The sequence below is a fragment of the Sorangium sp. So ce836 genome (assembly GCF_028553905.1).
Classification (GTDB): Bacteria; Myxococcota_A; Polyangia; order Polyangiales; family Polyangiaceae; genus Sorangium; species Sorangium cellulosum_D.
Genome location: NZ_CP102233.1, coordinates 5,131,340 through 5,155,797, shown reverse-complemented (window position 1 = coordinate 5,155,797; position 24,458 = coordinate 5,131,340). Strand labels below are relative to the sequence as shown.

Annotated in this window: 16 protein-coding genes; 6 read left to right on the top strand and 10 right to left on the bottom strand. The window is 72.7% G+C overall.

Annotated elements, in window-relative coordinates:
* Window positions 1-3: 3 nt before the first annotated feature.
* The 5 genes from NQZ70_RS18765 to NQZ70_RS18745 all read right to left on the bottom strand — a co-directional run bounded on the left by NQZ70_RS18765 (window position 4) and on the right by NQZ70_RS18745 (window position 9,289).
* On the bottom strand, window positions 4-3,102 hold the full coding sequence (locus tag NQZ70_RS18765) for a hypothetical protein (RefSeq protein ID WP_129575438.1): 3,099 nt from the start codon (window positions 3,100-3,102) through the stop codon (window positions 4-6).
* Between the two features lie 218 nt (window positions 3,103-3,320).
* The gene (locus NQZ70_RS18760; RefSeq protein ID WP_129575437.1) at window positions 3,321-4,649 is read right to left on the bottom strand and encodes a zinc-ribbon domain-containing protein; all 1,329 of its coding nucleotides are present in this window, start codon (window positions 4,647-4,649) and stop codon (window positions 3,321-3,323) included.
* A gap of 360 nt (window positions 4,650-5,009) precedes the next feature.
* Window positions 5,010-6,758 carry a sigma-54 dependent transcriptional regulator gene (locus NQZ70_RS18755; protein WP_129575436.1) on the bottom strand — a complete coding sequence of 583 codons (1,749 nt, stop codon included), beginning with the start codon at window positions 6,756-6,758 and terminating at the stop codon, window positions 5,010-5,012.
* Window positions 6,759-7,055: 297 nt separating this feature from the next.
* Window positions 7,056-8,702 carry a GMC family oxidoreductase N-terminal domain-containing protein gene (locus NQZ70_RS18750; RefSeq protein ID WP_129575435.1) on the bottom strand — a complete coding sequence of 549 codons (1,647 nt, stop codon included), beginning with the start codon at window positions 8,700-8,702 and terminating at the stop codon, window positions 7,056-7,058.
* Window positions 8,699-9,289, bottom strand: coding sequence for a gluconate 2-dehydrogenase subunit 3 family protein (locus NQZ70_RS18745; RefSeq protein ID WP_129575434.1), 591 nt, complete (start codon window positions 9,287-9,289; stop codon window positions 8,699-8,701). The genes NQZ70_RS18750 and NQZ70_RS18745 overlap by 4 nt, the downstream gene beginning before the upstream one ends.
* Window positions 9,290-9,491: 202 nt before the next feature.
* On the opposite strand from NQZ70_RS18745, the gene NQZ70_RS18740 reads away from it, so the two are divergent.
* On the top strand, window positions 9,492-11,102 hold the full coding sequence (locus tag NQZ70_RS18740; protein WP_237245420.1) for a hypothetical protein: 1,611 nt from the start codon (window positions 9,492-9,494) through the stop codon (window positions 11,100-11,102).
* Between the two features lie 67 nt (window positions 11,103-11,169).
* On the opposite strand, the gene NQZ70_RS18735 is transcribed toward NQZ70_RS18740, so the two are convergent.
* From NQZ70_RS18735 to NQZ70_RS18720, 4 genes are all read right to left on the bottom strand, one after another.
* On the bottom strand, window positions 11,170-13,281 hold the full coding sequence (locus NQZ70_RS18735; protein WP_129575432.1) for an ATP-dependent DNA helicase: 2,112 nt from the start codon (window positions 13,279-13,281) through the stop codon (window positions 11,170-11,172).
* A 10-nt stretch (window positions 13,282-13,291) separates the two neighbouring features.
* A complete protein-coding gene (locus tag NQZ70_RS18730) occupies window positions 13,292-13,717 on the bottom strand; it encodes a hypothetical protein (protein ID WP_129575431.1) in 426 nt (141 codons plus the stop codon).
* A 128-nt stretch (window positions 13,718-13,845) separates the two neighbouring features.
* On the bottom strand, window positions 13,846-14,229 hold the full coding sequence (locus NQZ70_RS18725) for a PilZ domain-containing protein (protein ID WP_165374037.1): 384 nt from the start codon (window positions 14,227-14,229) through the stop codon (window positions 13,846-13,848).
* Window positions 14,230-14,316: 87 nt separating this feature from the next.
* Complete coding sequence (locus NQZ70_RS18720; protein ID WP_129575429.1) at window positions 14,317-14,826, bottom strand: hypothetical protein; 510 nt, start codon at window positions 14,824-14,826, stop codon at window positions 14,317-14,319.
* 130 nt (window positions 14,827-14,956) lie between these two features.
* On the opposite strand from NQZ70_RS18720, the gene NQZ70_RS18715 reads away from it, so the two are divergent.
* The 5 genes from NQZ70_RS18715 (at window position 14,957) to NQZ70_RS18695 (ending at window position 22,900) form a co-directional block, all read left to right on the top strand.
* The gene (locus tag NQZ70_RS18715) at window positions 14,957-16,756 is read left to right on the top strand and encodes a peptidylprolyl isomerase (RefSeq protein ID WP_129575428.1); all 1,800 of its coding nucleotides are present in this window, start codon (window positions 14,957-14,959) and stop codon (window positions 16,754-16,756) included.
* A complete protein-coding gene (locus tag NQZ70_RS18710) occupies window positions 16,753-18,048 on the top strand; it encodes a pitrilysin family protein (RefSeq protein ID WP_129575427.1) in 1,296 nt (431 codons plus the stop codon). Before NQZ70_RS18715 ends, NQZ70_RS18710 begins: the two co-directional genes overlap by 4 nt.
* A gap of 313 nt (window positions 18,049-18,361) precedes the next feature.
* Window positions 18,362-19,468 carry a metalloregulator ArsR/SmtB family transcription factor gene (locus tag NQZ70_RS18705; protein WP_237245419.1) on the top strand — a complete coding sequence of 369 codons (1,107 nt, stop codon included), beginning with the start codon at window positions 18,362-18,364 and terminating at the stop codon, window positions 19,466-19,468.
* Window positions 19,465-20,781, top strand: a complete 1,317-nt coding sequence (gene ahcY, locus NQZ70_RS18700) for an adenosylhomocysteinase (RefSeq protein WP_129575425.1) — start codon at window positions 19,465-19,467, stop codon at window positions 20,779-20,781. Before NQZ70_RS18705 ends, ahcY begins: the two co-directional genes overlap by 4 nt.
* 46 nt (window positions 20,782-20,827) lie before the next feature.
* Window positions 20,828-22,900, top strand: a complete 2,073-nt coding sequence (locus tag NQZ70_RS18695; RefSeq protein WP_129575424.1) for a bifunctional aldolase/short-chain dehydrogenase — start codon at window positions 20,828-20,830, stop codon at window positions 22,898-22,900.
* A gap of 19 nt (window positions 22,901-22,919) precedes the next feature.
* Here NQZ70_RS18695 and NQZ70_RS18690 read toward each other — a convergent pair whose 3' ends face one another.
* Entirely contained in the window at window positions 22,920-24,425 is a 1,506-nt protein-coding gene (locus tag NQZ70_RS18690) for an MATE family efflux transporter (RefSeq protein WP_129575423.1), read from the bottom strand.
* Window positions 24,426-24,458: the final 33 nt, after the last annotated feature.

The following is a 24,458-nucleotide window of genomic DNA, read 5'->3' as shown; positions in this document are numbered from 1 at the left end:
GGCTCACCTCGCCGCGTCCTTCGGCTCGCAGCGCAGGCGCCACCTCCGGCCCGTCGCTCGCTCGGTCGCCGCGAGCGGGATCGCGTTCGCGGCGATGTCGAGCTGCTTCTCGGGCGCCTTCGAGAAGGTGCCCTGGAGCCTCACCGACATCGCCTCGACGCACGCGCTGCCGGGATCCAGCCGAAGCCGGAACTCGGCGCCATCGACGGACGGAGAGCTGCCGCCGAGATCGAAGCTCGGCGAGCCCTCCAGGCTGGTGTCGAGGAGCCAGCCGTCCTGACCCGGGAGACAGCGGTCGAGCGGCGTGTCCGCGAGATCTTTGCGGCCGAGCGGCACCGCCTCGCCCAGCGCGCCCGTGTCGCGATCCATCGGGAGCACGTACCAGGAGCCGGCGCGCACGCCGGGGTCCGGGGCCGTCGAGATGAGCAGGCCGACACCGCCGCCCAGCGCGCGCCGGACGAGGCGCGGCGGATCGACGCCGTAGCTCGTGCGCCCCGGGCGAGAGTAGGTCGCCAGCTGCCGCGCGATCCCGAGATCCGCGCGCCACAGCGCCACGGCGTCGTACGAGCCGCCGGGCGTCGCGAAGAACCAGGTCTCGCCGAGCCGCACGGCGCCGTTCGGGAACGGCCGGAGGAAATTGCCGGCGCGGCCGGCGCTGTCGCGCAACGGAAGGACCGGGAGCCCCTCGGAGACCGCGAACAGGTTGCATCCGGCGCCCCGGCACACGTGGGTCAACGCAGCCCGCCCGCCGGGATCGAGGTACGCCCCCCAGGACGCAGCCCCGTGGGTCGCGACGCCGAGCGCCTCGGCGGCCGACGCCTCATCCGACCAGGGTGAGGCGCTCACGCCGCTGGAGCGCACCCCGCCCTCCGGATCGAAGCGGTCGTCGAAGCGGATGAGCCAGCGCCCAGCGCGCGCCCAGTCCGCGCCGCGCTTGCCCCACGCGTAGGCGCGAATCGTCACGATGTCGTACGGCGCTCCGTTGTCGAAGCCGATCTCGTCCGCGCCGAGCGCGGGCGGCGGGGTGTTGCGGAACGGAGCCCACGCGGAGGTCGGCGTCTCCTTGGCCTGCGGGCGCGCGGCCGACCGCGCTGGCCGCGCGGTGGGCGCGGCGCGCGCGGCCGGCGGCCTGTCCGGCAGCGGCGGCGTCGAGGAGCCGAGCGCCTCGCAGCGCATTCCGATCGGGCTCCCCGCGCGCAGCGGCGTCTGGAGCACCGGCGGCGGCTTCGCTTCGGCGAGATCGTCCGGAAGCGCCGTCTTCCCCCAGCCGACCCGGATCCAGCCCTTGAACACGCAGCCGACAGGGCCGCATGCGCGCGTCCGCGACGCCGCCGTGTCGTCGTCGCGCTCCGGCACCTCGATCGAGCGCCAGGTCATGCCGCCGTCCGTCGACTCCGCGGCCTGCTCGCCCTCTCCGAGGGAGAGCGCGAACCGCCCCGAGAGGATCGCGCCCGTCGCGTCCTGGCGCGGCGCGCCCGCGCTCACGGCGCCGCTCTTCACGTCGATCCGGACGCCAACGATCGGACCGCCGGCCTCGACCCAGCCGCCGAGCACGCCGGGCTCGCGCTCCTCGAACCCCTCGAGCCACATCCCGCGCTGGAGCTCGCGGGCCGTGCTGCGAGGCTTGCTCGGAAGGATCAACGGGACGGCGGTGACGTCGCTCCCCTTGAGGAGCGTCACTTGCCCCGACGCGCCGGGGCGAGGCGGCGAGAGGACGGCGACCCGACCGTCCGCGAGCGCGACGACGCGCTCGACGCCGACGTCCCTCGCGGGCGCGCGCACGTGGATCTCGCGGGTGCCTCCGTCGGCGGCGACGACGCAGTACGCGCGGCCGTCGCGCACATCGCCGTCCTCCTCGCACGAGCCGCGGATCACCAGGGCGCCGTTGCCGCTCGAGGACACGAAGCGGGGCTTGTCGAAGCGCATCATGCGGCGCATGCCGAGCGGCGGCTGGAACGCGTAGAGCGTCGTCGGGCCCTCGCGCTCGCCGCAGACGAAGCCGAACGACGCGCCCGTGCGGAGCGCATGGCACGTCGCCTCGCGCTCGGGGTAGGCGTCGGTCGCGACGTCGACGACCGCCCCGTCGCGCAGCGAGACGCGAGCCAGAGCGCCGCCGCGAGCCACGACCGCGGTGGTGCTCGAGTCGGGCCAACCGTCCTCGACCGCGGCGCGCAGCGGGCGCCGCCCGAACGGCCCCTGGACGCGCGCCGGGAGCTCTTGCACATCGTCGGAGGCCTCGAGGGTCCGGTACGTCACGCTGCCGCGGGCGTCGACCGAGTAGAACCCGTTCGCCGTCATCACCGCCGGGTCGCCGCCGATGATGCCCACGGAGGTCGGACGCGCGTCGATCTCGACCGCGCGCCACGTGGCCCCTGCGTCGAAGGTGACGAGCAGCCCGCGCAGATCGGCCTCGACAACGGCGCGCCAGCCGTCGGCGAACGCGAGCTGTCCGTAAGAGCTCGCCGGTGGAAGCGGCCCGAGGGGCATCGCCGCGCCCGTCTGCGCGTCGATCGCGAAGAGCCGCTGGCTGTGCGAGAGCCGCGCGTAGAGGCGATCGAAGCCCGCGATGATCTCGTTCGCCTCCGACGGCAGCTGGACGAGCGGATCGAGCGGGGCGAGCCACGCGGGCGCCCGCCAGAGCTGCGCGCTGCCGCGGCTCGACGCGTAGAACAGGTAACCGCCGCCGAGCCGCGTCGGGAGCTTGAGCGCGGTGACCTGGCCCGACGGCAGCAGATCGGCGGCGCGCTCGATCGATCCATCGTCGTGCGCGATGGCGCGCATGCGATCGATCAGCACCCGCTTGGCCCCTGCCTCGCTGGCCACCACGCCGCGCTCTCCGACGAGATCCGGCAGCAGCAGCGACGGCGTGACCATCGTCACGAGCGCCCCCTGCGCGGATCGACCGCCCGGCCCCGTGCGCGACGCCTGCGCAGCGTCGCCGCCGTCGCGCGACGCCGGCCCTCCTCCGGGCGGCGCCATCGTCGCCCGTCCGCCGCACGCCGCAGCGCTCGCGCCGAGGAGCAGCGCCGCGGCGAGGAGCGGCGGAGCGCCCGGTGTCCACCGAGGAATCGGCGCGTACAGCCGCCCGTCGGGCTCGGTCATGACGGACGATGCTAGCGCGCGCCCCGGGGCGCCGCACCGTTCTTGCTGCCGTCCGCTCGACGGAGGCAGAGCCGGATCCCTCCGTGCGTGGTCGCGCCCGTCGGTCCGCGGCGAGCGCGTATCGCGCGGCCTGCGCTGGAGCCCGCCGCAAGAGCACGGCTCATGCGGCGAACCTCGCCGGCTTCACCGCCGGGGCCTGATCGACGGCCCCCGCGCGCTCACTTGCCCTTGGCGGAGCACTGCATGGCGCACATCAGATCGCCCGCCGCGCACCCGCAGCCGCCGCGCTTCGGGGCCGGAGCGGGCGCCGGGGATGCCGCGGCGGGCTCCTTCTTGCCCGCGGTGCTGCCGCCGCCGCTGGCCGGACGCGACGGCCTCGACGTCGTCGCGCGCCCGCCCGCGGCCGCCGGGGCGGCGGTCGGCGCCGCGGACGCGGCCGCCTCCGCCGTGGCGCTCGCGGTCGCCGTCGCGGTGGGCACCGGCGCCGGCTCGGGCTCCGGGGGAGCCGTCGTCGCCGGGGCCGCCGCCGCGGGCGGCGTGGTCTCGGCCACCGTGGGCGCCGGCGTCTCGCCGCCGCCCTTCATCAGCAGGAAGACGCCCGCGATCGCGATGCCCGCGATCGCGATGCCGGCGCCGATGATGAGCGGCGCCCGGTTCTTGGGGGCCGCCTCGACGGCCGGCGGCGCGACGGACGGCGCCCGCGCCGTGGTCACGATGGGCGCGCTGAGCTGGAACAGGCCGCCGTCGTTGGCGACGATGCTCGCGACCGGCGACGGCGATCGGACGCCCGTCCCCGCGGCGAGGGCCTTCAGATCGATGAGGCCGGAGTCCTCCGAGGCGCTGGCGCTCGACCGCGCCGGAGCCGGGGCGGCCTTCGCCGTGAGGGCGCTCAGCGAGAACAGCATCGAGTTCTCGTCGCGCTGGCCGGGAGCGGCGCCGCTCTTGAAGAGCGGGGCACTCGTGGCCACGTCGTCGGAGCTGGGGCGGTGCGCCTCGGGCCCCGAGCTGCCGCCGAAGAGGTCCTGCGTCGGTCGCGCCGGGTCGCGGCGCACCGCCGCCGCGCGAGGAGCGGCCGCCGCGACCGCCTCGACCCCGGAGGACGTCGGACCGACCGGCGCGGCGGGGCTGGGCACGGACTGCGGTTGCACGGGCGCCGGCTCCTGCGCGGCCACGGAGGCCGGCGCGCTGCCGGCGTGCAGCGCCGCGACGATCGTGTCGACCTGGCCGAGCGGCTGCCAGTCGGCCATCCCGTCCGCCCAGACGTACGTCTCGGCGTTGATCACCCCCGCCTGATAGCTGGCGACGATCTCCGCTATCGTCAGCGAGCGTTGATCGCCGTCCGCCACGTTGACCAGGTACGTGGTCCCGTCGTTCGGAACGCTCGTGCCGGAGACCGGATCGGCGGGCCCGCCGTTGGTCGTCACGCCCGAGCTGTTCACGAGGATCGTCGCGCCGCATTTGCGGCACTTGATCTTGACGGTTCTGCCTTGGACCTTCTCGTCCGAGACGGTGTATTTCGACTGACAGGACTGGCAGGTGATCTTCATTGGGGGCTGGCCCGCAGGGGTGTAGTGCCGGCGAGGCGTCGCGTAGAGTTTACCTTGATACCGCGCCGGTGGCCCGCTCTCTGACGTGCCAGTCGCGCGTCTGATCTCGCAGCTCCGCTTTACGATAGCCGAGGTCGTCGTCCCTTCGTAAAGCACAAAGGGACGGGCCGCCGCTGGGACCGTTGTCGGGACACATCGCAGGAGCCCCCAGGCCGGCTCCCCCCGTGGGACCGGCCGCCTGCGCGGCGCCCCCCGGCGGCGCTCCTCGATGGGCTGCGGCTCACAACCTGGGCGGGGCCGGCGGCGCTGAGGTGCGGCGGTGCTGGAGTGCTGCCGTGCGGCGGGACGAGGGCTCTCCGTTCAGGCGTCGCCGCGCGCGGAGCCGAGCCCTTCGAGGCCGGGCTCGTCGGTCACGACCGGCACGTCGTCGACCGGGTCCTGCGGCTCGGCGCTCTCGTTCTGCCCCTGGGCCTCGTGGCTGCCCACGTGCTCCCCGTACGCCTGCAGCTTCGAGTACAGACCGCGTCGGCTGATCCCGAGCACGCGGGCCGCGCGCTGCTTGTTGCCGCGCACGGCCTCGAGGGTCAGGAGGATGAGCTTGCGCTCCGCGTCCGCGAGGCGCGTGCCGACGGGGAGGCGCAGCACGAGCGGGTGCTCCGCCGCCTCGCCGGCGTCCCGCGCCGGCTCGACCTCGTGCGCGCCCGCCTCCCCCGGCGGCCTCCGCGCGAGCGACGCGAGCGACGCGGGGCCCACGGAAGCCGGCGCAGGCGGCGCGACGACGGCGTGCGACGGCGCCGGCTCGGAGGGGACCGCCATGTCCGACGGGTGGACGATCGGCACCGACAGCGGCTCGGCCGGCTCGGGGTGGGCGACCGGCGCCGCGACCTTCGCCGCCGGGAGGCTGTCGTACGAGCGCCGGGAAGACCGCCGCTCGATCCTGCCCTGGCCGAGCTGGACGTCGTTCGCCGAGACGAGCTCGTTCGAGGCGAAGAGCGCGGTCTGCTCGATGACGTTGCGCAGCTCGCGCACATTGCCCGGCCAGTCGTGCTCCGTCAGCCGCTCGACGGCGGCGTCCGAGAGGCGGCGGGCCGGGGTGCCGTAGCGCTTGGCGAACTTGAGCAGGAAGCGCTCGGCGATGGGCAGGATGTCCTCCTTGCGCTCGCGCAGCGGGGGCAGCGTCACCGTGAACACGTTGAGCCGGTAGTACAGGTCCTCGCGGAAGACGCAGTCGTCGACGAGGTCGAGCAGATCCTTGTTCGTCGCCGCGACGACGCGGACGTCGGCCTCGATCTCCTTGCGGCCGCCGACCCGGGTGAACCGGTACGTCTCGAGCACGCGGAGCAGGCTGACCTGCACGGCAGCGTCCATCGTGCCCACCTCGTCGAGGAAGACGGTGCCGCCGGCCGCCGCCTCGAACTTGCCCTCCGCGGCCGCGAACGCGCCGGTGAACGAGCCCTTCTCGTGGCCGAAGAGCTCGCTGCCGATGAGCTCGCGCGGGATCGCGCCGGTGTGCACCGGGACGAACGGACCGGCGCGGCGGCGGCTCCGGTTGTGGATGGCGCGCGCGACGAGCTCCTTGCCCGTGCCGCTCTCGCCGACGATCAGCACGGGCGCCATCGTCGCGGCGACGCGCTCGATGCGGGTGAAGACCTCCCGCATCCGCGACGAGCCGCCGATCATCCCCTCGAACACGAGCTGCCCGTGGAGGGAATCGTCGTCGTCGAACTCGGTCGGCGGCGACCAGAGCAGCTCGCGCACGAGCAGCACGAGGCGCGCAGGATCGAGCGGCTTCTGGAGGTAGTCGGCCGCCCCGAGCTTGAGCGCGTCGACGGCGCTCGAGATCGACGCGGCGCCGGTGACCATCACCACGTGGGGCGGCGGCGCCTTCGGCTCGGGGCCGTCGAGCTGACCCGGGGAGAGCCGGCGCATGAGATCGACCCCCGTCATCCCGGGCAGGTTGAGGTCCGTGACGAGCACGTCAGCCGGCGTCCGCTGGTGGATCTCGAGCGCCTGCTCGCCGCTCGATGCGACGACCACGTCGAGCCCCTCGTGGCGCAGGACCGCCTCGAGGATGGCCGCCTGATCGGGCTCGTCCTCGACGAGGAGCACCCGGCCGTGGTGGCTGTGGCCTCGATGCGGCGAGCGCGCCTGTCCGCGCGGAATTGCAGCTGAAACTGCGTTCGGTCCCAAAGCTTCCCTCCCAGCTCGGCGGACGGACGGCTCGGCCCCGTGCGATATGAAACGTGCCGTTAAACTTGTAGCTCGCGGGGGCCTCTCATCAACTCGGGAGTTGCCTCCTTCTCGGGTGCAAGGCCCCCCTCACATGCCGTCCGTGACATGTCGTTCTGCGCAACGGATGCGACGCCCCGGATCGCTGGCTCCTGTGGTGACACGCCGTCGCGCGCATCACCAGCGCTCGATGATGCCGCACGCGATGCGATCGGCCAGCGCCATGCACGTGAGCATCGGGTTCACGGCGGGACTTCCAGGAAAGACGCTCGTGTCGGCGACGTAAACGTTGTCGAGATCGTGGCAGCGCCCCTCCTCGTCGACGACCCCGTCCCGCGGCCTCCGCGACATCCGCGCCGTACCGAAGGCGTGGTTCGCCGCGGTGATCGTGTCGCGCCCGTCGAGCCGCTTGCTCTTCAGGATCTCGGCCTCTTCCGGCGACGTCAGCTCGTCGGGGACGCCGTGCAACCCGGGCAGGATCGACGCGGCGCCCGCCGCCCAGCAGATGTCGGACAGGATGCCCAGACCGCGCTGGATCTTCTCGACGTCGCGCGGCGCGTAGTCGAACCGCACCTCGGGGTCCCAGCTGCCCCGCTTCGGACGGACGGTCCCGCGCGACTGCTCCGCGGCGATGATCACGTCGAACGGGGCCATCCGGTTGTAGGTCCGGAGGTGACGCTGGTAGTCGTGCCCGAAGCCGGGGAACCGCGCCGCGAGCACGGCGGGGGGCGACCAGAGGACCTCCAGCTTGATGCCCTGCTCGAGGAAGTGGAGCGAGTGATACCCCTGGGTCGCGCCCTCCCACGGGTCGATCGGATCGGGGAACACCGCCATGATGGCGAGCCCCGGGTGGAGCTGCAGCTCGTCGCCCACGTAGCCGCTCGAGTTCGCGGCGCCGCTGCGGAGCAGGATCAGCGGCGTGGCCATGCAGCCCGCGGCGAGCACGACGAGCTTCGCCTGGATCTCGACGGGCGCGCCCTCGCGCCACGTGAACGGCTCGATCGTGCGCCCGCGCATCCCGGCGGCCCGCCTGCCGGACACGAGCAGGTGCTCGGCGCGCACGCTGGTGAACACGCGCGCGCCCGCCCGGATGGCGGCCGGGACGTACGAGACGTCGGTCGACATCTTGGCGCGGTTGCGGCACCCGGTGAAGCACTCGCCCGAGCCGCGGCAGCCGCGGACGTTGCGGTGCGTCGGCTCGCTCGACAGCCCCAGCGCATCGCAGCCGCGCTTGAAGCGCAGGTTGCGCTCGCCCTGCACCTCCATCGGCGTGGGCGCGACGCCGAGCAGGCGCTCGACGCGCTCGTAGTGGGGCAGCAGCGCTTCGAGGGTGATCGCCTCGGTGCCCGTCCGCGCCGCCCACTTGTCGAACACCCAGGCGGGCGAGCGCGCGCAGATCGCCGAGTTGACGACCGAGCCGCCGCCGAGCGCGATCGCCTGCATGGTCGGGATGAGCATGCGCCCGCGGGCGGCGCGCATCCCGCCCTCGCGCAGCGTGCGCGCCAGCGACTCGCCCGCCTCCTGCCGGAAATCCTCCACCCCGAGCGGCGGGCCCTCCTCCACGAGGATCACGTCGCGCCCCGCCTCGGCGAGCTCCTTCGCGACGACCGCCCCGCCCGGCCCCGATCCGACGACGAGCACCTCGCACGAAGCCCGAACCTCGCCGTCGTAGTCGGCGAACACCTTCACCTGCGGGCGCGGCTCGGCGGGCGGGAGCGGCTCCACCTCGGCCCGCGAGCGGAGCGCGGACAGGGGGAGCGAGCGCCGCTCGCCGCGAGCGGGGTGCGCGGAGCGCGGCGGCTCCTCCAGGCCGGGGAGCTTCACGCCGTCACCCCCGGCGCGAGCGACGGGGGCTTCACGGCGACCGGCTCTCCCGGAGCGCGCGCGGCCCTGCGCCGCTCGAAGGGCGTGGGGCAGCAGGCGACGCCGATCGCGCGGGCGACCTTCTCGTTCGCGAGGTAGCCCATCGAGAGCATCGTCCGGAGCGAGAGGAACGTGACCCGCCGGAGGTAGATGCAGCTCTGCGACATCGAGGCGAGCACCGCGATGCGGTCGGCCTGCGGGAGGCGCGTGAAGCGGGCGCGGCGCGGCCCGAAGACGCAGGGCGAGAGCTCGACGAAGTGGAGGAGCAGCCGCATGTACGGCCGCAGCGGCCGCGGCGTGCGCGCGACGTAGCGCTCCATGTACTCGACCAGCCCCGCCTCGGTGCCGGAGACCGGGATCGGGCCGCCGGCCGGAAAGAGCGCGTCGGCGGCGGCAGCCACGATGGCCCGCTCCCTCACGGAGAGCGCGCGGGCGGGGGCGCCGGGGGCCGAGGCCCTGCGGGCGAGGCCGACGGCGGCGGCGGCGGCGAGCGCCGCAAGGGCAATGACGAGACAGACCACGGGCAGGTGCGCAACGAGCTCGCTCATCACTCGACTCCTTCCTTCCCAGCGCGGGAAGCCATCGCCTGGCTACCTCGACAGCGTAGTGCGACGCCCAGAGTGCGCAATTTCGTTCGCACTGCGTCGGGATGTTCGCACACCATTCCGTGCTGATTTACGCAGCCCGAGGTTGCGGGTGTGACAATCGCGGTATCGTCCGCGCCCGATGAGCGACGAGCCCAGGAGCGCGATGGACACGGACGAAGCGGCGGGAGGCGACGAGTCGACGGAAGACGAGGAGGCGCTGGAAGAGGAGCGCCCGACGCCGCCGGCGCGCGATCTTCGGACGTGGTTCGCCGGCGCTCCCCTCCCCGACCGGCTGCACATCGCGCTCGGGCTGGCCGTGCCGATGCTGGTCACGCTCGCGGCGGCGGCGCGCGTCTCCAGCTTCACGATCGACGACGCGTACATCTCGTTCCGGTACGCGGAGAACCTCGCGAACGGAAATGGGCTCGTCTACAACGTGGGCGAGCGCGTCGAGGGCTACACGAACTTCCTCTGGACGGTGCTCCTCGCCGCGGCGATGAAGCTCGGCGCGACGCCGGAGGCGGCGTCGAAGGTGCTCGGCGCCGCCTGCGCCGCCCTCGCGCTCGTCCCCACCTACCTCCTCTCGCGGCGGCTGCGCCCGTTCTCGAACGTCCCCTGCCTCGCGACGTGGTTCCTCGCGACGAGCATCCTCTTCTCCGGCTACGCGGTGTTCGGGCTGGAGACGCCGCTCTTCCTCCTGCTCACGCTCGCCGGGACCGAGCTCTTCTTCCGCGAAGAGGACGCCGCCGCCTCGGGCGACGCGCCCCGGGGCGCGCGCGCCTTCCCCTGCTCCGGCGCGGTGTTCGCGCTCGCCGCGCTCACCCGCCCGGAGGCGCCGCTGTTCCTCGGGCTGCTCGTCATCTGGCACGCGGAGCAGGCGTTCACGCGGCGGAACGCGCTCCGCCTGGCCACGTTCGCGCTCCCCGTCGCCGCGCACCTGCTCTGGCGGCACAGCTACTACGGCGCGTGGCTCCCGAACACGCTCGCCGCGAAGACCGGCAACTTCTCGCAGCAGCTCCAGGGCGGCAGCGACTACGTCCGCAAGTACGCGCAGCACGCCGGCGCTTTCCTCTGGCTCGGGCTCTTCTCGGTCGCCTCGTCCCTCGTCCACCGGCGGCGGAGCGGCCTCGCGATCGCGTCGATCGCGCTGCTCTTCGGCGTGTACGTCGTCTTCGTGGGCGGCGACTGGATGCCCTATTTCCGGTTCCTGGCCCCCGCGGAGCCGTTCGCGTTCCTGCTCGCCGACCACGCCGTCCGCGCGATCGCCGCGCGCCGCGAGCGGGCGGCGTCGCTCGCGATCGCCGCGTTCGGCGCGATCACGCTCGCGACCCGCACCGGAGAGCTGGTGCGGGCCCAGCGGAACATCCTCGTGAACGACAAGGGCTTCTGGGACGACGCGGCCGGGCGCACGGCCGACTGGCTCGTCCAGAACGCGGAGCCCGGCCCCATCGCGATCGCCGACATCGGCTACGTCGGTTACCGCACGGGCTTCCCGGTGGTCGACATGCTGGGGCTGCTCAGCCCCGAGGTCTCGAGCCTCCCGGGCGGGTACACGAACAAGGTGGGGACCGGCTACACCGACGCGCTCTTCGCCAAGAACCCGCGCTACTTCCTGATCATCTCCTCCGGGACCGACTGCAAGAGCCCGACGGTGCCCTCCTCGCGCGCCTCGTACGGCGATCCCAGGTTCAAGAAGGACTTCAAGCTCCGCCAGGCCATCGGCCTGAAGAAGGGCGGCGCCTGGTGCATCTACGGGAAGACGTCGTACCCCTGACGATCGACCGGGCGCGCGCTCGCCCCACCTCGCGCGCCTGCCAGGATCGCGCGCCCCGCGGCGCGCGTCAGGGCGCCTCGCCCGGCCGGCGCTCCTCCGCTTCCGCGCGCTCCGCCCCCGCGCCGGCCGGCGCGGCGGCCCAGAACGCGCGCACGTCCTCGATGCGCTCGGTCCGGCGCGCGTCGGGCAAGCTGTCGAGCAGCACGCGGCCGTAGCCGCGCGTGCGAACCCGCCGGTCCAGGATCGCGACGATGCCGCGGTCGGTCCGCGTGCGGATCAGCCGGCCGAACCCCTGCTTCAAGGTGATCGCGGCCTGCGGGACACTGTAGGCGATGAACGGGTTGCCGCCGCTCTGCTCGATCGCCGCGCACCGTGCCGCGACGACGGGATCGGTCGGCACCGCGAACGGGAGCTTCTCGATGATCACGAGGCGCAGCGCCTCGCCAGGGACGTCCACGCCCTCCCAGAAGCTCATCGTCGCGACCAGCACGGCGTGCCGCTCGGCGCGGAAGCGGCGGAGCAGCGTGCCCTTGGGCGCGTCCCCCTGCACGAGCAGCGGCGCCTGCTGCCGCGGCGCGCCCCCGCCCGCCCGGGCCTCGGTCGAGGCGCGCGCGAGCCGGACGCGGAGCGCGGCGGCGAGCGCGTTCATCGCGCGGATCGAGGTGCAGAGGACGAACGCGCCGCCGCCCGTGATGCCGATGAGCTCGGCCATTCGATCGGCCGCGCGCTCGACGAACGCCGCGTCGGTCGCCTCGGGCAGATCGCGCGGCGTGTAGAGCAGCGCGGCGTTCGGGTAGTCGAAGGGCGACGGGACCGTGAGCTCGTCGATCGGCACGGGCACGTCCTCGTCGAGCCCCATCCGCGAGCGGAGGAAGCGGAACCCCGACCCGCCGGAGCCGCCCGTGGTCAGCGTGGCGCTCGTCAGCACGACGGCGCCGATCCGCTCGAACACGTGCTCGCGCAGCATGTTCCCGAGATCGACCGGCGACGCGCCGAACGAGACGCCGCGGCCGCGCACCTCGACCCACGTGACCTGGTTCGTCGCGGGGTCGACGATCCGCGCGGCGTCCTCCCGCAGCTGGGCCGCGCGGTTGCCGACGAGCTGCACCGCCTCGGCGATCGCGTTCGCGCTCGCGTACGCGGCGAGCGCCTCGAGGTGGTTGTCGAGCCGGTGGTAGGCCTCGAGCAGCTCGCCGGACCAGGCGTCCCTGGGGAGCGGGACGCGGGCGTCGCCGCGCTCCCCGCTGCCCGCCGCGGGGCCGCCGAGCGCCGCGAGCCGATCGAAGAGGGCGTCCGCGGACTCGCGCACGACGGCCGTGATCGCCGTCCCCTCGCCCCGGCCGAGGATGCGGTCGGCGAGGCCCGACGCGATGAAGGCGCGGTCCGCGTCGCGCAGCATCGAGTCGACCCGCGCCCGCGAGACCCGGACGCCGAAGAAGCTCGTCGCGATGTCCTCGAGCTGGTGCGCCTCGTCGAAGATGACCGCATCGTACGGCGGGAGCGCGCCCGCCCCGGCGAAGCCGCGGCGCGCCCCGGCGATCTTCAGCGCGAGGTCCGCGAAGAAGAGGTGGTGGTTGACGATGAGGAGGCGCGCCGCCTCGCTGTCGCGCTTCATCCGCGTGACGAAGCAGTCGTCGTAGTAGTCGCACGACGCGCCCAGCCGCGTCTCGCTGGACGACGCCACCTCCCGCCAGACCGGATCCCCCTCGGCGAGGTACGCGAGCTCCGCGACGTCGCCCATCTCGGTCTCCTGCGCCCACGCCTCGATGAGCGGCAGCGAGCGCCCCGCCGCCCCGGCGCCCGCGCCCGGGCTGTGGCGGAGCTCGTTGAAGCGGCGCAGGCAGAGGTAGTTGCCGAGCCCCTTCACCAGCGCCGCGCGCGGATCCAGCCGGAGGTGCTCGGCGACGAGCGGCAGGTCCTTCGTGTAGATCTGGTCCTCGAGCGCCTTCGTCGCGGTCGAGACCACGACCTTGCGGCCGCTCAGGATCGCGGGGACGAGGTAGGCGAGCGTCTTGCCGGTCCCGGTGCCGGCCTCGCAGAGGAGGATGCGGTCCTCGGCGATCGCCCGCTCCACGGCGCTCGCCATCGCGAGCTGCCCCTCCCGGTCCTCGTACCCGGGGAGCCCGCGCGCGAACGGCCCGGAGGGCCCGAGCAGGCTCGCGGCTCGGTCGAAGGGCATCGTCTACCGCTTACCGCGGCAGGGCAGTCTTCTCCAGCGAGAGGGCGAACCCCACCTCGCTGACGGCGAGCTCGAGCGACGCCACGGGCTTCTCGAACAGGACCTCGCACCAGGTGTCGAGCGTCCGCTCGGCGTCGCCGGGATCGCGGACGTGGCGGAGGGCGGCCTCGCCCTCGGTGTAGCCGCGCGCCACGGCGGGCTCGGCCATGCCGCGCGCCCGCTCGAAGAGGTGCTCGTCCGTCGCGCCCGGGAAATCGTTGCGCTGGGCGCGCACGACGAACCCGACTCGCAGCGGCTCGGCGCCCACGACGATGCCCGAATCCATGAGCAGGTTCTCCCGCACCCGCTCCGCGACCTGCACGGCGTCGCCCCGGGTACGGTAAACCTCGAATCCGGCTTGGAGCAGGGCCTTCTTTATCTCCGCGGGTGTCGGCATCTTCCGCTGGTTTCCGGCTACCCCCAGCTGTCAGCAGGAACATCCATCGCAAAATTGCGGGTGCCTCGTCAAGCCGACAGCGTTCACCAGGGGTGTGGCGCTTTGGCGCGCCGGCGCGCTCGTGCCGATCACGAGCGCGACCGTGACGACCGTGACGACCGCGACGCCCCGGCGTCCAGCCCGCCGCCGCCCTCGGCGCCGTCGGGGCCATCCAGGAAGCACACCCCGACGATGGATCCGTCCGGCTCGTCCTGCACCCACATGATCCGGCCGGGGCGCGGGGACCTGCCGTCGAGCCAGACCGTTAGCTCCGTACCGGGGTCGAGTGAATTTTCTATCACCACCCGAAGCCCGCCGACGCTCGCGTTGAGCGTCCAGCCGGAGACGGCGCGATCGCCGGTCTCGAGGCGGACCCGCTCGCTCAGCTCGCGGCGGGCGCTCCTGCGGCGGTTGGCCAGGAGCTCAGGGGGAATCTGGAGCGACGGGGGAGTGAGGGTTCTGCGTCGAATCACAGAAGAAATTTACAAGCACATGCCGTGCCCGAAGACAGAAAAATCGGCCGAGGCTGATATTCAGTGTGGACGTGAGCGCGGGCTCACTCAGTGAGCGTCGGCGTGGTCGGGCTTGTGCCCGGATCCGTCGCTCGGCTCCTCGAAGACGGAGACGGGCTCGAGCAGGGAGAGCTGGTCGCGCTTGATGCCCACGCCCTTGTCGGAGAAGAAGAGGTCGTTCTCCTGGAGCCGCGAGCGCACGCGGGCGATGAACAGGATAGGCATGCCGGCCTGCGTGTAACCGAGCTGCACCAGCGTGCCCTTCGGCCAGCTGCCGCCGTCGAACGAGAGCTCCTTCCGCAGCGTGTAGAACCCCTCGGTGGGGAGGCGCTGCAGCGTGTCCGCCCACGTCGTTCCGCGGAACGGGACCGCGGGGCCGTGGAAGTGCCAGCGGTTGTGCACGTTGTGATCGGGCGTCGTGACCGTCGGCAGACCGTTGTCCGAGTGGTTGTGGAAGGAGACGAGGATGCCGGCAGGCACCTTGTCCTCGTGTCCGGGGAGCGGCTTTGTCGTCAGGTAGAGGCCGCAATCAGGGAGGTGTGACTTCGAGCTTGCCATGGCAGGAGCCCCTAGCCCCGCTCTCGACCGCCGTCAAAGACACGCCGTCGACGCCGTGCTATGCCGCGCCTGGCCAAGGCGGGAGGCCGCTCGAGGAGCGAGCGGCGCACGCCCCGGGAGCGAGCCCTTCGTGAACAGACTGAGCCAAATCTTCGGCGCCGCCATCGTCATCGCGATCGCCGTCGTCTTCATCGTCCAGTTCCGCCCGAACACGGGCCCCGTGCAGTCGACCGCGAGCACCTGCGCCGTCGAGGTCCGAGGCAGCTGCATCTCCTCGGTCGAGTTCAACGCCTCGAGGAACCTGCTCGCGATGCGCAGCGTCGACGAAAACCGCCTCCGGGCGATGGGCTACCGGCGGCTCACGGCGGAGGGGCTCTACGAGCGGTGGCTGCTCAACGAGGACGCGAAGCGCCTCGGGATCACCGTCTCGGACGACGAGCTGACGTCCGAGCTCGTGGCCGGCAGGGTGCGTGTCTCGCTGCCTGCGGACAAGATCCGCCAGGTCGGTTATGCCCTCAATCTCCGGGAAGACCTCATTCGCTACCTGGACGTCCGCAACCGCCAGTCCAAGAAGTTCGACAGCAAGCAGTACGAGAAGCAGATCCGGGCGATCACGAAGATGAGCCCGACCGATTTCCGCGAGTACCAGCGGAAGGAGCTCGTCGCCGCGCGGATGCGCGATCTCGTCCGCGCGCGCGTCCGGGTCGGCGAGAGCGAGGCGTTCGAGCAGTTCTCGCGCGAGAAGTCGACCCGGACGCTCAGCTACGTGCGCTTCGATCGGCGCTTCTACAGCGACCTCGTCGTCGACAAGTCGGAGAAGGCGGTCCAGGCCTGGGCGGACGCCAACAAGGAAGAGCTCGACAAGGCCTGGGAGGGGCGCAAGGCGCAATATCTGCCGGAGTGCCGGGTCGCGCGAGACCTGATGGTCGAGGTGAAGCCCGCGGAGGCCGAGCAGGGGCCGGAGGCCGGCAAGGCGGCCGCGAAGGCGCGGATCGAGGCGGCGGTCCAGCGCCTCAAGAAGGGCGAGAGCTTCGCCGACGTGGCGCGCAGCGCGAGCGACGATCCGAGCGCGGCGCGCGGCGGCGAGCTCGGCTGCGTGACCAAGGGCCGGCTCAGCAAGCCCGTCGAGGACAAGCTCTTCGCGATGAAGGCCGGCGAGGTGTCGGACATCATCGAGACCGAGGACGGCTTCCACGTGATCAAGCTCGAGCAGATCGCGAAGGACGCCGAGGCCGAGAAGATCGGCCGGCTGGAGACGGCGCGCGACCTCTACACGGCCCACGAGTCGGAGCGGCTCGCGGCCGAGGCCGCGAAGCAGGTGCTCGCCGCCGCCGCGGGCGGGAAGTCGCTGGACGACGCGCTCGCCGCGCACCTGGCCCAGCTCGCGCCCGCGAAGGACAAGGCCGGCGCCGGGGCGAAGGCGGGCGAGCAGCCCGCCGCCGCGAAGCAGGACGGTGGCAAGGACGAGGGCGCCAAGGACGGCGGCGAGGCCGCGCCTGGAGAGGCGCGGCCGCCCTACACGATGGCGAACCACCCGAACCGGCCCACCGTCGAGGCGAGCCTGCCGTTCAACGTGTCGGGCTCGCCGATCTCGGACGCGAGGGACAGCACCGAGGCCGCGCGCATCGCGTTCCAGCTCGACAAGCCGGGCGACCTGCCCAAGGACGTCGTGGCGCTGGAGAACGGCTACGCCGTGATCCAGCTCAAGGAGAAGACGTCCGCGAGCCAGGAGCAATGGGACAAGGATCGCGAGTTCTACACCGCCGCGATGCGCGCCGCGAAGCAGAACGACGCGCTCGTCGGGTACATCCGCCGGCTGAAGTCGACGATCGGCAGCGAGGTGAAGTACGACCAGAACCTCCTCAAGGAGTCCAAGCCGGCCGACGACGGCTCCGGCGAGCCGCTCCCGATCGAGGACGAGGGGGAATGACGCCGCTCCCGCCGCGTGACGCGCGCGACGTCGTCCTCTCGAACGGCCTCAAGGTCGTCCTCGTCCCGCAGCCGCACGTGCACCGGGCGGTCGCCTCGCTCTACCTGCGCGTCGGCTCGCGGTTCGAGACGCCGCAGAACAACGGGATCTCCCATTTCCTGGAGCACATGGTGTTCCGGGGGACGCCGACGCTGCCGTCGGCGCACGCGCAGGCGCTCGCCTTCGAGCGGCTCGGCGGGACGCTCTACGCGGCGACCCACGTCGACCACGGCGTGATGAGCATCTCGGTGCCGCCGGCGAACCTGGAGCCGGTGCTCGCCCTGCTCGGCGAGGTCGCCACCTCGCCGCGCTTCACCGCGATCGAGGTCGAGCGCGGCATCGTGCGCGAGGAGATCCTCGAGGACCTCGACGACGAGGGGCGCGACATCGACGCGGACAACAACGCGCGCGCCCTCATGTACGAGCGGCACCCGCTCGGCTTCACCATCACCGGCGGCATCGACGCGCTCGATCGCTTCGACGAGCCGATGCTGCGCGCCCACCACGCCCGGCACTACACGACGGCGAACGCGGTGCTCTGCCTCGCGGGGCGGCTCGATCCCGACGCGTGCGCGCGGGCCGTCGAGCGGCACTTCGGCGCCATGCCGCGCGGCGAGCTGGTGCCGGCCTCGGCGCCGCCGAACGGCCAGAAGAAGCCGAGGTTCCGCTTCATCGAGAACCAGTCGAGCCAGACCGAGCTGCGGGTGGCGTTCCGGGGCGTCAGCGAGCGCGATCCGCGCGAGCCCGCCGTGGAGATGCTGCTCCGCGTCCTCGACGACGGCATGTCGACGCGGCTCTACGAGCGGATCTGCGACCGGCTCGGCCTCTGCTACGACGTGTCGGGGATGTTCGAGGCCTACGAGGACGACGGGGTCGTCGACATCGCCGCGGGTGTGCAGCACGACCGCGCGACCGTGGTGGTCCGGGAGATCTTCGCGCTGCTCCGCGAGCTCTCCGAGGTCGGCCCGCGCGAGGACGAGCTCGCCAAGGCGCGCGACCGCCACCTCTGGTCGGTGGAGGCGATGCTCGACGACGCCGAGGCGACCGCCGGCTTCCACGGGCTCGCCGCGCTCGCCGACATCACCCGCACCCCGGAGGCGCGGCACGAGGAGCTCGCCCGCGTCACGGTCGAGGACGTGCGCGACGCCGCGCGCGCGCTGTTCCGGCCGGAGCGCCTCACCGTGGTGGCCGTGGGCCTGCTCCGCGCCGCGGAAGAGGCGAAGCTGGAGAAGGCCGTCCGTTCGTTCGGCTGATCTCGCCAGAGCGCGAGCCCTTCGGCACACGAGCCCGTCGGCACGCGAGCCCGCCAGCGGCGACGGCGACCTGCCGAGAAAGCTGGAAATCAGAGAGCAAACGGACGAGCTCGGTGGACGAGCATGCCCATGGAAGAGCTCTCCTGTGTGGTCCCGCTGACGGCTGCTCGCTGAGCCAGGCCAGCGCCGCCGCCCGCGCCTGCGCGGCCGCGCGCCGCGCGCCGCTGCGGCGGCCTGCGTCGCCGCGGGCGCGCTCACGCCCGCGGACATAGCATTTGCATCTATGCGCATCGACGCATATATAGGATCCGTGGTGACGGCGACAGAGCTCCCTGCCCAGCCGATGGAGGCGGTCGCGCGCTGCGAGCTGTACCGGCTCCTCTCGGATCCGGTGCGGCTGCGGCTCCTCGGCCTGGCCGCGGCGGAGGAGCTGGCGGTCGGCGAGCTGGCCGAGCTGCTCCGCGAGGGCCAGCCGAAGATCTCGCGCCACGCGGCCGCGCTCCGCGAGGCGGGGATCCTGCTGGCCCGCCGTCAGGGGACGTGGACGCTGCTCCGCCTCGACCCGCGCGCCACGAGCGACCCCGTCGTCGACGACGCCGTGCGCGCGGGGCAGCGCGCGTGCGCGGCCGACGGGACGCTCGCGCGCGTCGAGGAGGTGCTCGCCGCGCGCGACGCCGAGACGCGCGAGTTCTTCGCGCGCGGCGGGCGCCCGTCGCGGTCGGGGCCGCCGTCCGAGCTCGCCGCCTACCTCGCCGCGCTCGCGCCGCTCCTGCCCCACCGCCGCCTGGCGATCGACGCGGGCACCGGCGACGGGGCGCTGCTCGAGGTGCTGTCCCCCGTCTTCGACCGCGTCGTCGCGCTCGACCGCGCGAGCGCCCAGCTGCAGCTCGCGGGCGAGCGCCTGCGGCGTCGCAGCCTCGAGAACGTCGAGCTCGTGTGCGGCGAGCTCGACGGGCCCGAGGTGCGCCGCGCCGTGGCCCGCGCGCTCGGCGTCGATCCGGCGGAGGCGGGCGAGGCCTTCGCCGGCGGCGCGGACGTGGTCTTCGCGGCCCGCGTGCTGCACCACGCGCCCCAGCCGGCGAGGGCGATGCGCGCCCTCGTCGAGCTCGCGCGGCCGGCCGCGTCCGGCCGCGGCGAGGACGGCGCGCACGCCCGCGGCGGCGCGGTGTGCGTGCTCGATTACGAGGCGCACCACGATCAGGCCCTGCGAGAGCAGGAGGCGGACATCTGGCTCGGCTTCTCGCCGGACGACCTCCGGCGCCTGGCCGAGGAGGCCGGGCTCTCCGGCGTCGAGATCCGGCGGCTGCCGTCCGCCTGGCAGGGCGAAGGTCCGGATCGACACCTCATTTGGCAGCTGCTCGTCGGCTGGCGCGACGCGCGCTCGAGCGCATTCACCGGAAAAGGCAAAGGGACACCATGACTGCTGAGAAGAAGCTCTCCTACAAGGTCGCCGACATCACGCTTGCAGACTGGGGTCGCAAGGAGATCCGCATCGCCGAGAAGGAGATGCCGGGCCTCATGGCGCTCCGGGCCGAGTACGGCCCCTCGCAGCCGCTCAAGGGCGCGCGCATCGCCGGCTGCCTCCACATGACGATCCAGACCGCCGTGCTGATCGAGACGCTGATCGCCCTCGGCGCCGAGGTCACCTGGACGAGCTGCAACATCTACTCGACGCAGGACCACGCGGCGGCGGCGATCGCGGCGGCCGGCATCCCGGTCTTCGCCTGGAAGGGCGAGACCCTCGAGGAGTACGACTGGTGCATCGAGCAGCAGCTCTACGCCTTCAAGGGCGGCAAGGGCCCCAACATGATCCTCGATGACGGGGGCGATCTCACGATCATCGCCCACGAGAAGCACCCGGAGCTCTTCACCGGCAACGACCCGATCCGCGGGCTCTCGGAGGAGACGACGACGGGCGTGCACCGGCTCTACGAGATGCACCGCGCCGGCAAGCTGAAGGTGCCCGCGATCAACGTCAACGACTCGGTGACGAAGAGCAAGTTCGACAACCTCTACGGTTGCCGCGAGTCGCTGGGCGACGGGATCAAGCGGGCCACGGACGTGATGTTCGCCGGCAAGGTCGCCGTCGTCTGCGGCTACGGCGACGTCGGCAAGGGGTGCGCGCAGTCGCTGCGCGGCCTCGGGGCGCGCGTGATCATCACCGAGATCGACCCGATCTGCGCGTTGCAGGCGGCGATGGAGGGCTACGAGGTGAAGCGCCTCGAGACCGTCGCCCCGATCGGCGACATCTTCGTCACGGCGACCGGCTGCTCCGACGTCGTGCGCGCCGAGCACATGCTCGCGATGAAGGACGAGGCGATCCTCTGCAACATCGGCCACTTCGACTCGGAGATCCAGATCTCGTGGCTCGAGAAGAACCCCGAGATCAAGGAGGAGAACATCAAGCCGCAGGTCGACCACTTCATCTTCCCGGACGGCAAGCGGCTCATCGTCCTCGCGCGCGGCCGGCTCGTGAACCTCGGTTGCGCCACGGGCCACCCGTCGTTCGTGATGTCGACCTCGTTCTCCAACCAGGTCCTCGCGCAGATCGCCCTCTGGACGGAGAAGTACACGGTCGGCGTCCACCTCCTGCCGAAGCGGCTCGACGAGAAGGTCGCCGCGCTGCACCTGCCGAAGCTCGGGGTCGAGCTGACGCAGCTCTCGCCGGACCAGGCGAAATACCTGGGCGTCCCCGTCGAGGGCCCGTTCAAGGCCGAGAACTACCGCTACTGATCGGCGGGCTTCCGGCGCCTCCGCCGCTGGGGTAGGCGGCCGGTCGATGGATCCTCGCCACAGCAAGGACGAAGCCCAGCGTTACCTCGACACCTACGCCGCGTCCTGCGGCGAGGATCTCGCCCTCCGCGTCTACACCTCGCGCCTGCTCGGCGCCGATCCGTCCCTCGTGCTCCACGGCGGCGGGAACACGAGCGTCAAGAGCACGGCCGTCGACCTGCTCGGCGATCGCGTCGACGTGCTCTACATCAAGGGCAGCGGGTGGGATCTCGCGACGATCGAGCCGCGCGGCTTCCCGGCGTGCCGCCTCGCGCCGCTCCAGCGCGCTTGCGCGCTCGAGGCGATGACCGACGAGCAGATGGTGGCGCTCCTGCGCGGCCAGATGCTGGATCCGTCGAGCCCCACGCCCTCGGTCGAGGCGCTGCTGCACGCGATCATCCCCGCGAAGTTCGTCGATCACACGCACGCGGACGCCGCGCTCTCGGTCATCGATCAGCCCGGCTCGGCCGAGATCGTGCGGGCGATCTATGGGGATGAGGCGCTGTTCGTGCCGTACGTCATGCCCGGGTTCGCGCTCGCCCGCCGCGTCGCCGAGCTCGTCCGGGGGCGCCTCGCGCAGGGCGGGCTCCCGTCGGTGATGATCCTCGACAAGCACGGCGTCTTCACGTGGGGCGAGACGGCCGAGGAGAGCTACACGCGCATGATCGACGCGGTGACGCGCGCCGAGCGCTACATCGCCCAGCGCAGCGCGATCGCCTCGCACCCGACGGTCGCGGCGCCGGACCCGGACATCCGGGCCGCCATCGGGCCGGTGGTGCGGGGCGCGCTCGCCCGCGCCTCGGGCCGCCCCTGGGTCTCCACGCTCCGCACGAGCCTGCAGCTCATCGCGTTCTGCGAGCGCGACGACGTCGCCCGGGTCTCGCAGATCGGCTGCGCGACCCCGGACCACGTCATCCGCACCAAGGCGCGGCCGCTCCTCGTGAGCGGCTGCGACGTGACCGACACGGCGCGCCTCCGCGCGGCCGTCGAGCAGGGCATCGCGAAGTACGCGGCCGAGTACCACGAGTACTTCCGCCGCTCCTGCGCGGCGCGGGGCGTCGTCCGCGACGAGCTCGATCCGTTCCCGCGGGTGCTGCTCTTCCCGGGGGTGGGCGCGCTGTGCGTCGGCGGATCGCACGCCGAGGCGGAGATCGTCGCGGACGTCTACGATCACACCGTCTCCGTGATCGAGGCCGCCGAGGCGCTCGGCGGGTACCAGCCGGTCCCGGAGCTCGATCTCTTCGACATGGAGTACTGGAGCCTCGAGCAGGCGAAGCTGAAGCTCGGGGCCGGGCAGAGGGGCCCGCTCGATCGGCGGATCGCGCTCGTGACGGGCGCCGCCTCGGGGATCGGCCACGCGACGGCGGCGGCGTTCCTCGCGGCCGGGGCGCACGTGGTGCTGGCCGATCGCGACGAGGAGCCGCTCGAGAAGGCCGCCGCCGAGCTCGGGGCGCGCCACCGCGGCCGGTGCCTGAAGATCGCCTGCGACGTGCGCAGCGAGGCGAGCGTGAACCGGGCGTTCGCGCAGGCCGCGGCGCACTTCGGCGGCGTCGACGTCGTCGTGTCGAACGCCGGCCGCGCGTTCTCCGGGCCGATCCACACGTCGGAGGGGCACGAGGCGCTGTGCGCCTCGCTCGAGCTGAACCTGCTCGGCCACCAGAACGTCGCCCGCGCGGCGGCGCGGGTCCTCCTCGCCCAGGACTCGGGCGGCGCGCTCCTGTTCAACGCGTCGAAGAGCGCGTTCAACCAGGGGGGCGACTTCGGCCCGTACGCCGTCGCCAAGGCGGCGCTCGTCTCGCTCATGCGCCAGTACGCCGTCGATCTCGGCCGCCACGGCGTCCGGGCCAACGCCGTCAACGCCGACCGCATCCGGACCGCGCTGTTCGGCGCGGGCCTGCTGGAGGCGCGCGCCCGCGCCCGCAACGTCTCGGTCGACGACTACTTCCGCGACAACCTGCTCCGGCGCGAGACCACCGCGGCCGACGTGGCGCAGGCCTTCCTGTACCTCGCCACCGCCGAGGCCACGACGGGCTGCGTCGTGACCGTCGACGGCGGGAACGCCGCGGCGTTCCCCCGCTGAGCGCGGGTCAGAGCCCTCGTTACGGGTCGCCCGGGCCGCCGCCCGCGCCGAGCGCGGCCTTGTCGGGCCCGTGATGAGGGTCGAGCCGGATCTTCTTCCAGTCCCCCGAGCGGAACTTCCACACCATCGTCGCGGCGAGGAGGACGACGTAGGCGACGCCGGCCCCCCAGATGCCCATCAGGCCGAAGCCGAGCGTGATGCCGAGCAGCCACGCGAGCGGGACGAGGCAGGTGAAGTGCAGGATGAGCTCCACCACCATCACGAACACCGTGTTGCCCGCGCCGAAGAGCGCCTGCGTCAGGATCATGCCGACCGCGACGAGCGGCGTGCAGATGCCCATCACCTGGAGCGGCCGGAGCGCCGCGGCCTGGACGAGCTCGCTGCTGCTGGCGAACGCGAGGATCTGCCGGGCGAAGATCGCCTCGAGCAGGCCCACGACCCCGAAGATCGCGAGACCCAGCCGGACGCTCACCCAGCCGAAGCGCGCGGCCTTGTCCCCGTCCCGCTCGCCGAGCGACTGCGCCACCAGGGTCGCCGTCGACGTGCCGAAGGCCAGGCAGGCGGTGAACGTGAGCTTCAGGATCCCGACGATCACCGTGGTCGCCGCGCCGTAGACCGGCTCCGCTCGGCCGCCCGGGCAGAGCGGCGAGACCACGCCCGCCGGCGCGACCTGATCGAGCTTGCTGGCGATCGCGTAGAACAGGCCGAAGCCGGTCATGATGGCGACGGTGGCGACGGCGCTCGGGATCGACAGCTTGAGGATGGACCAGGTGAGCGGAGCCGAGAGCTTGCTCGTGGCGAACGGCCGGTAGAGGCTCCGGTACTGCGGCAGGAGGGCGTACGCGAGCATGATCGCGAGGCCGACGTAGGTCGAGATGAAGCCCGCGATGCCCGCCCCGGCGATGCCGTACTTCGGGATGCCGAGCGAGGCGTTGCCGAAGATGAGCAGGAGGCAGAGCACGATGTTGAGCGCGTTCATCGCGACGGCCGAGACCAGGTGGATGTGCGTCTTGCCGATCCCGTCGAAGAACGCCTTCAGGGCGAACGTCGCCGCCATCGACGTCACCCCGAGCAAGCGCCAGCCGAGATAATCGAGCGCCGCCTGCCGCGCGTCCGGCACCTTGATGATGACCGACAGGATGTACGGCATCGTCAGGTACCCGACCGCGGAGAACGCGACACCGGCGACGAGCGCGAAGAACAGGGCATTCGCGAGGACCGCGCCCGCGTCCTCGGGGCGCCGCTCGGCGAAGCGGCGCGCGGTGAACGCCTGCGTGCCGACCGAGATCGCGCTGAGCGAGCCGCCGAACAGCCAGAGCACGATCAGCGACGGCAGGAGCGCCGCTTGCGCGTTCGACGACTCGGGGCACGGCAGGTGCGCGAAGAAGACGATGTCGACCTCGTTGACGATGCTCTGGGTGAGCATCGCCGCCACGGTCGGCAGCGCGAGCCGCAGGATGGCGCGATGGGGTGGGCCCGAGGTAACGGCGTTCGAACCCGGCGCGGACAGGGAAATCTGAGCCATCGCAGGCTGCGCGGTATACAACGCGGCAGCGTG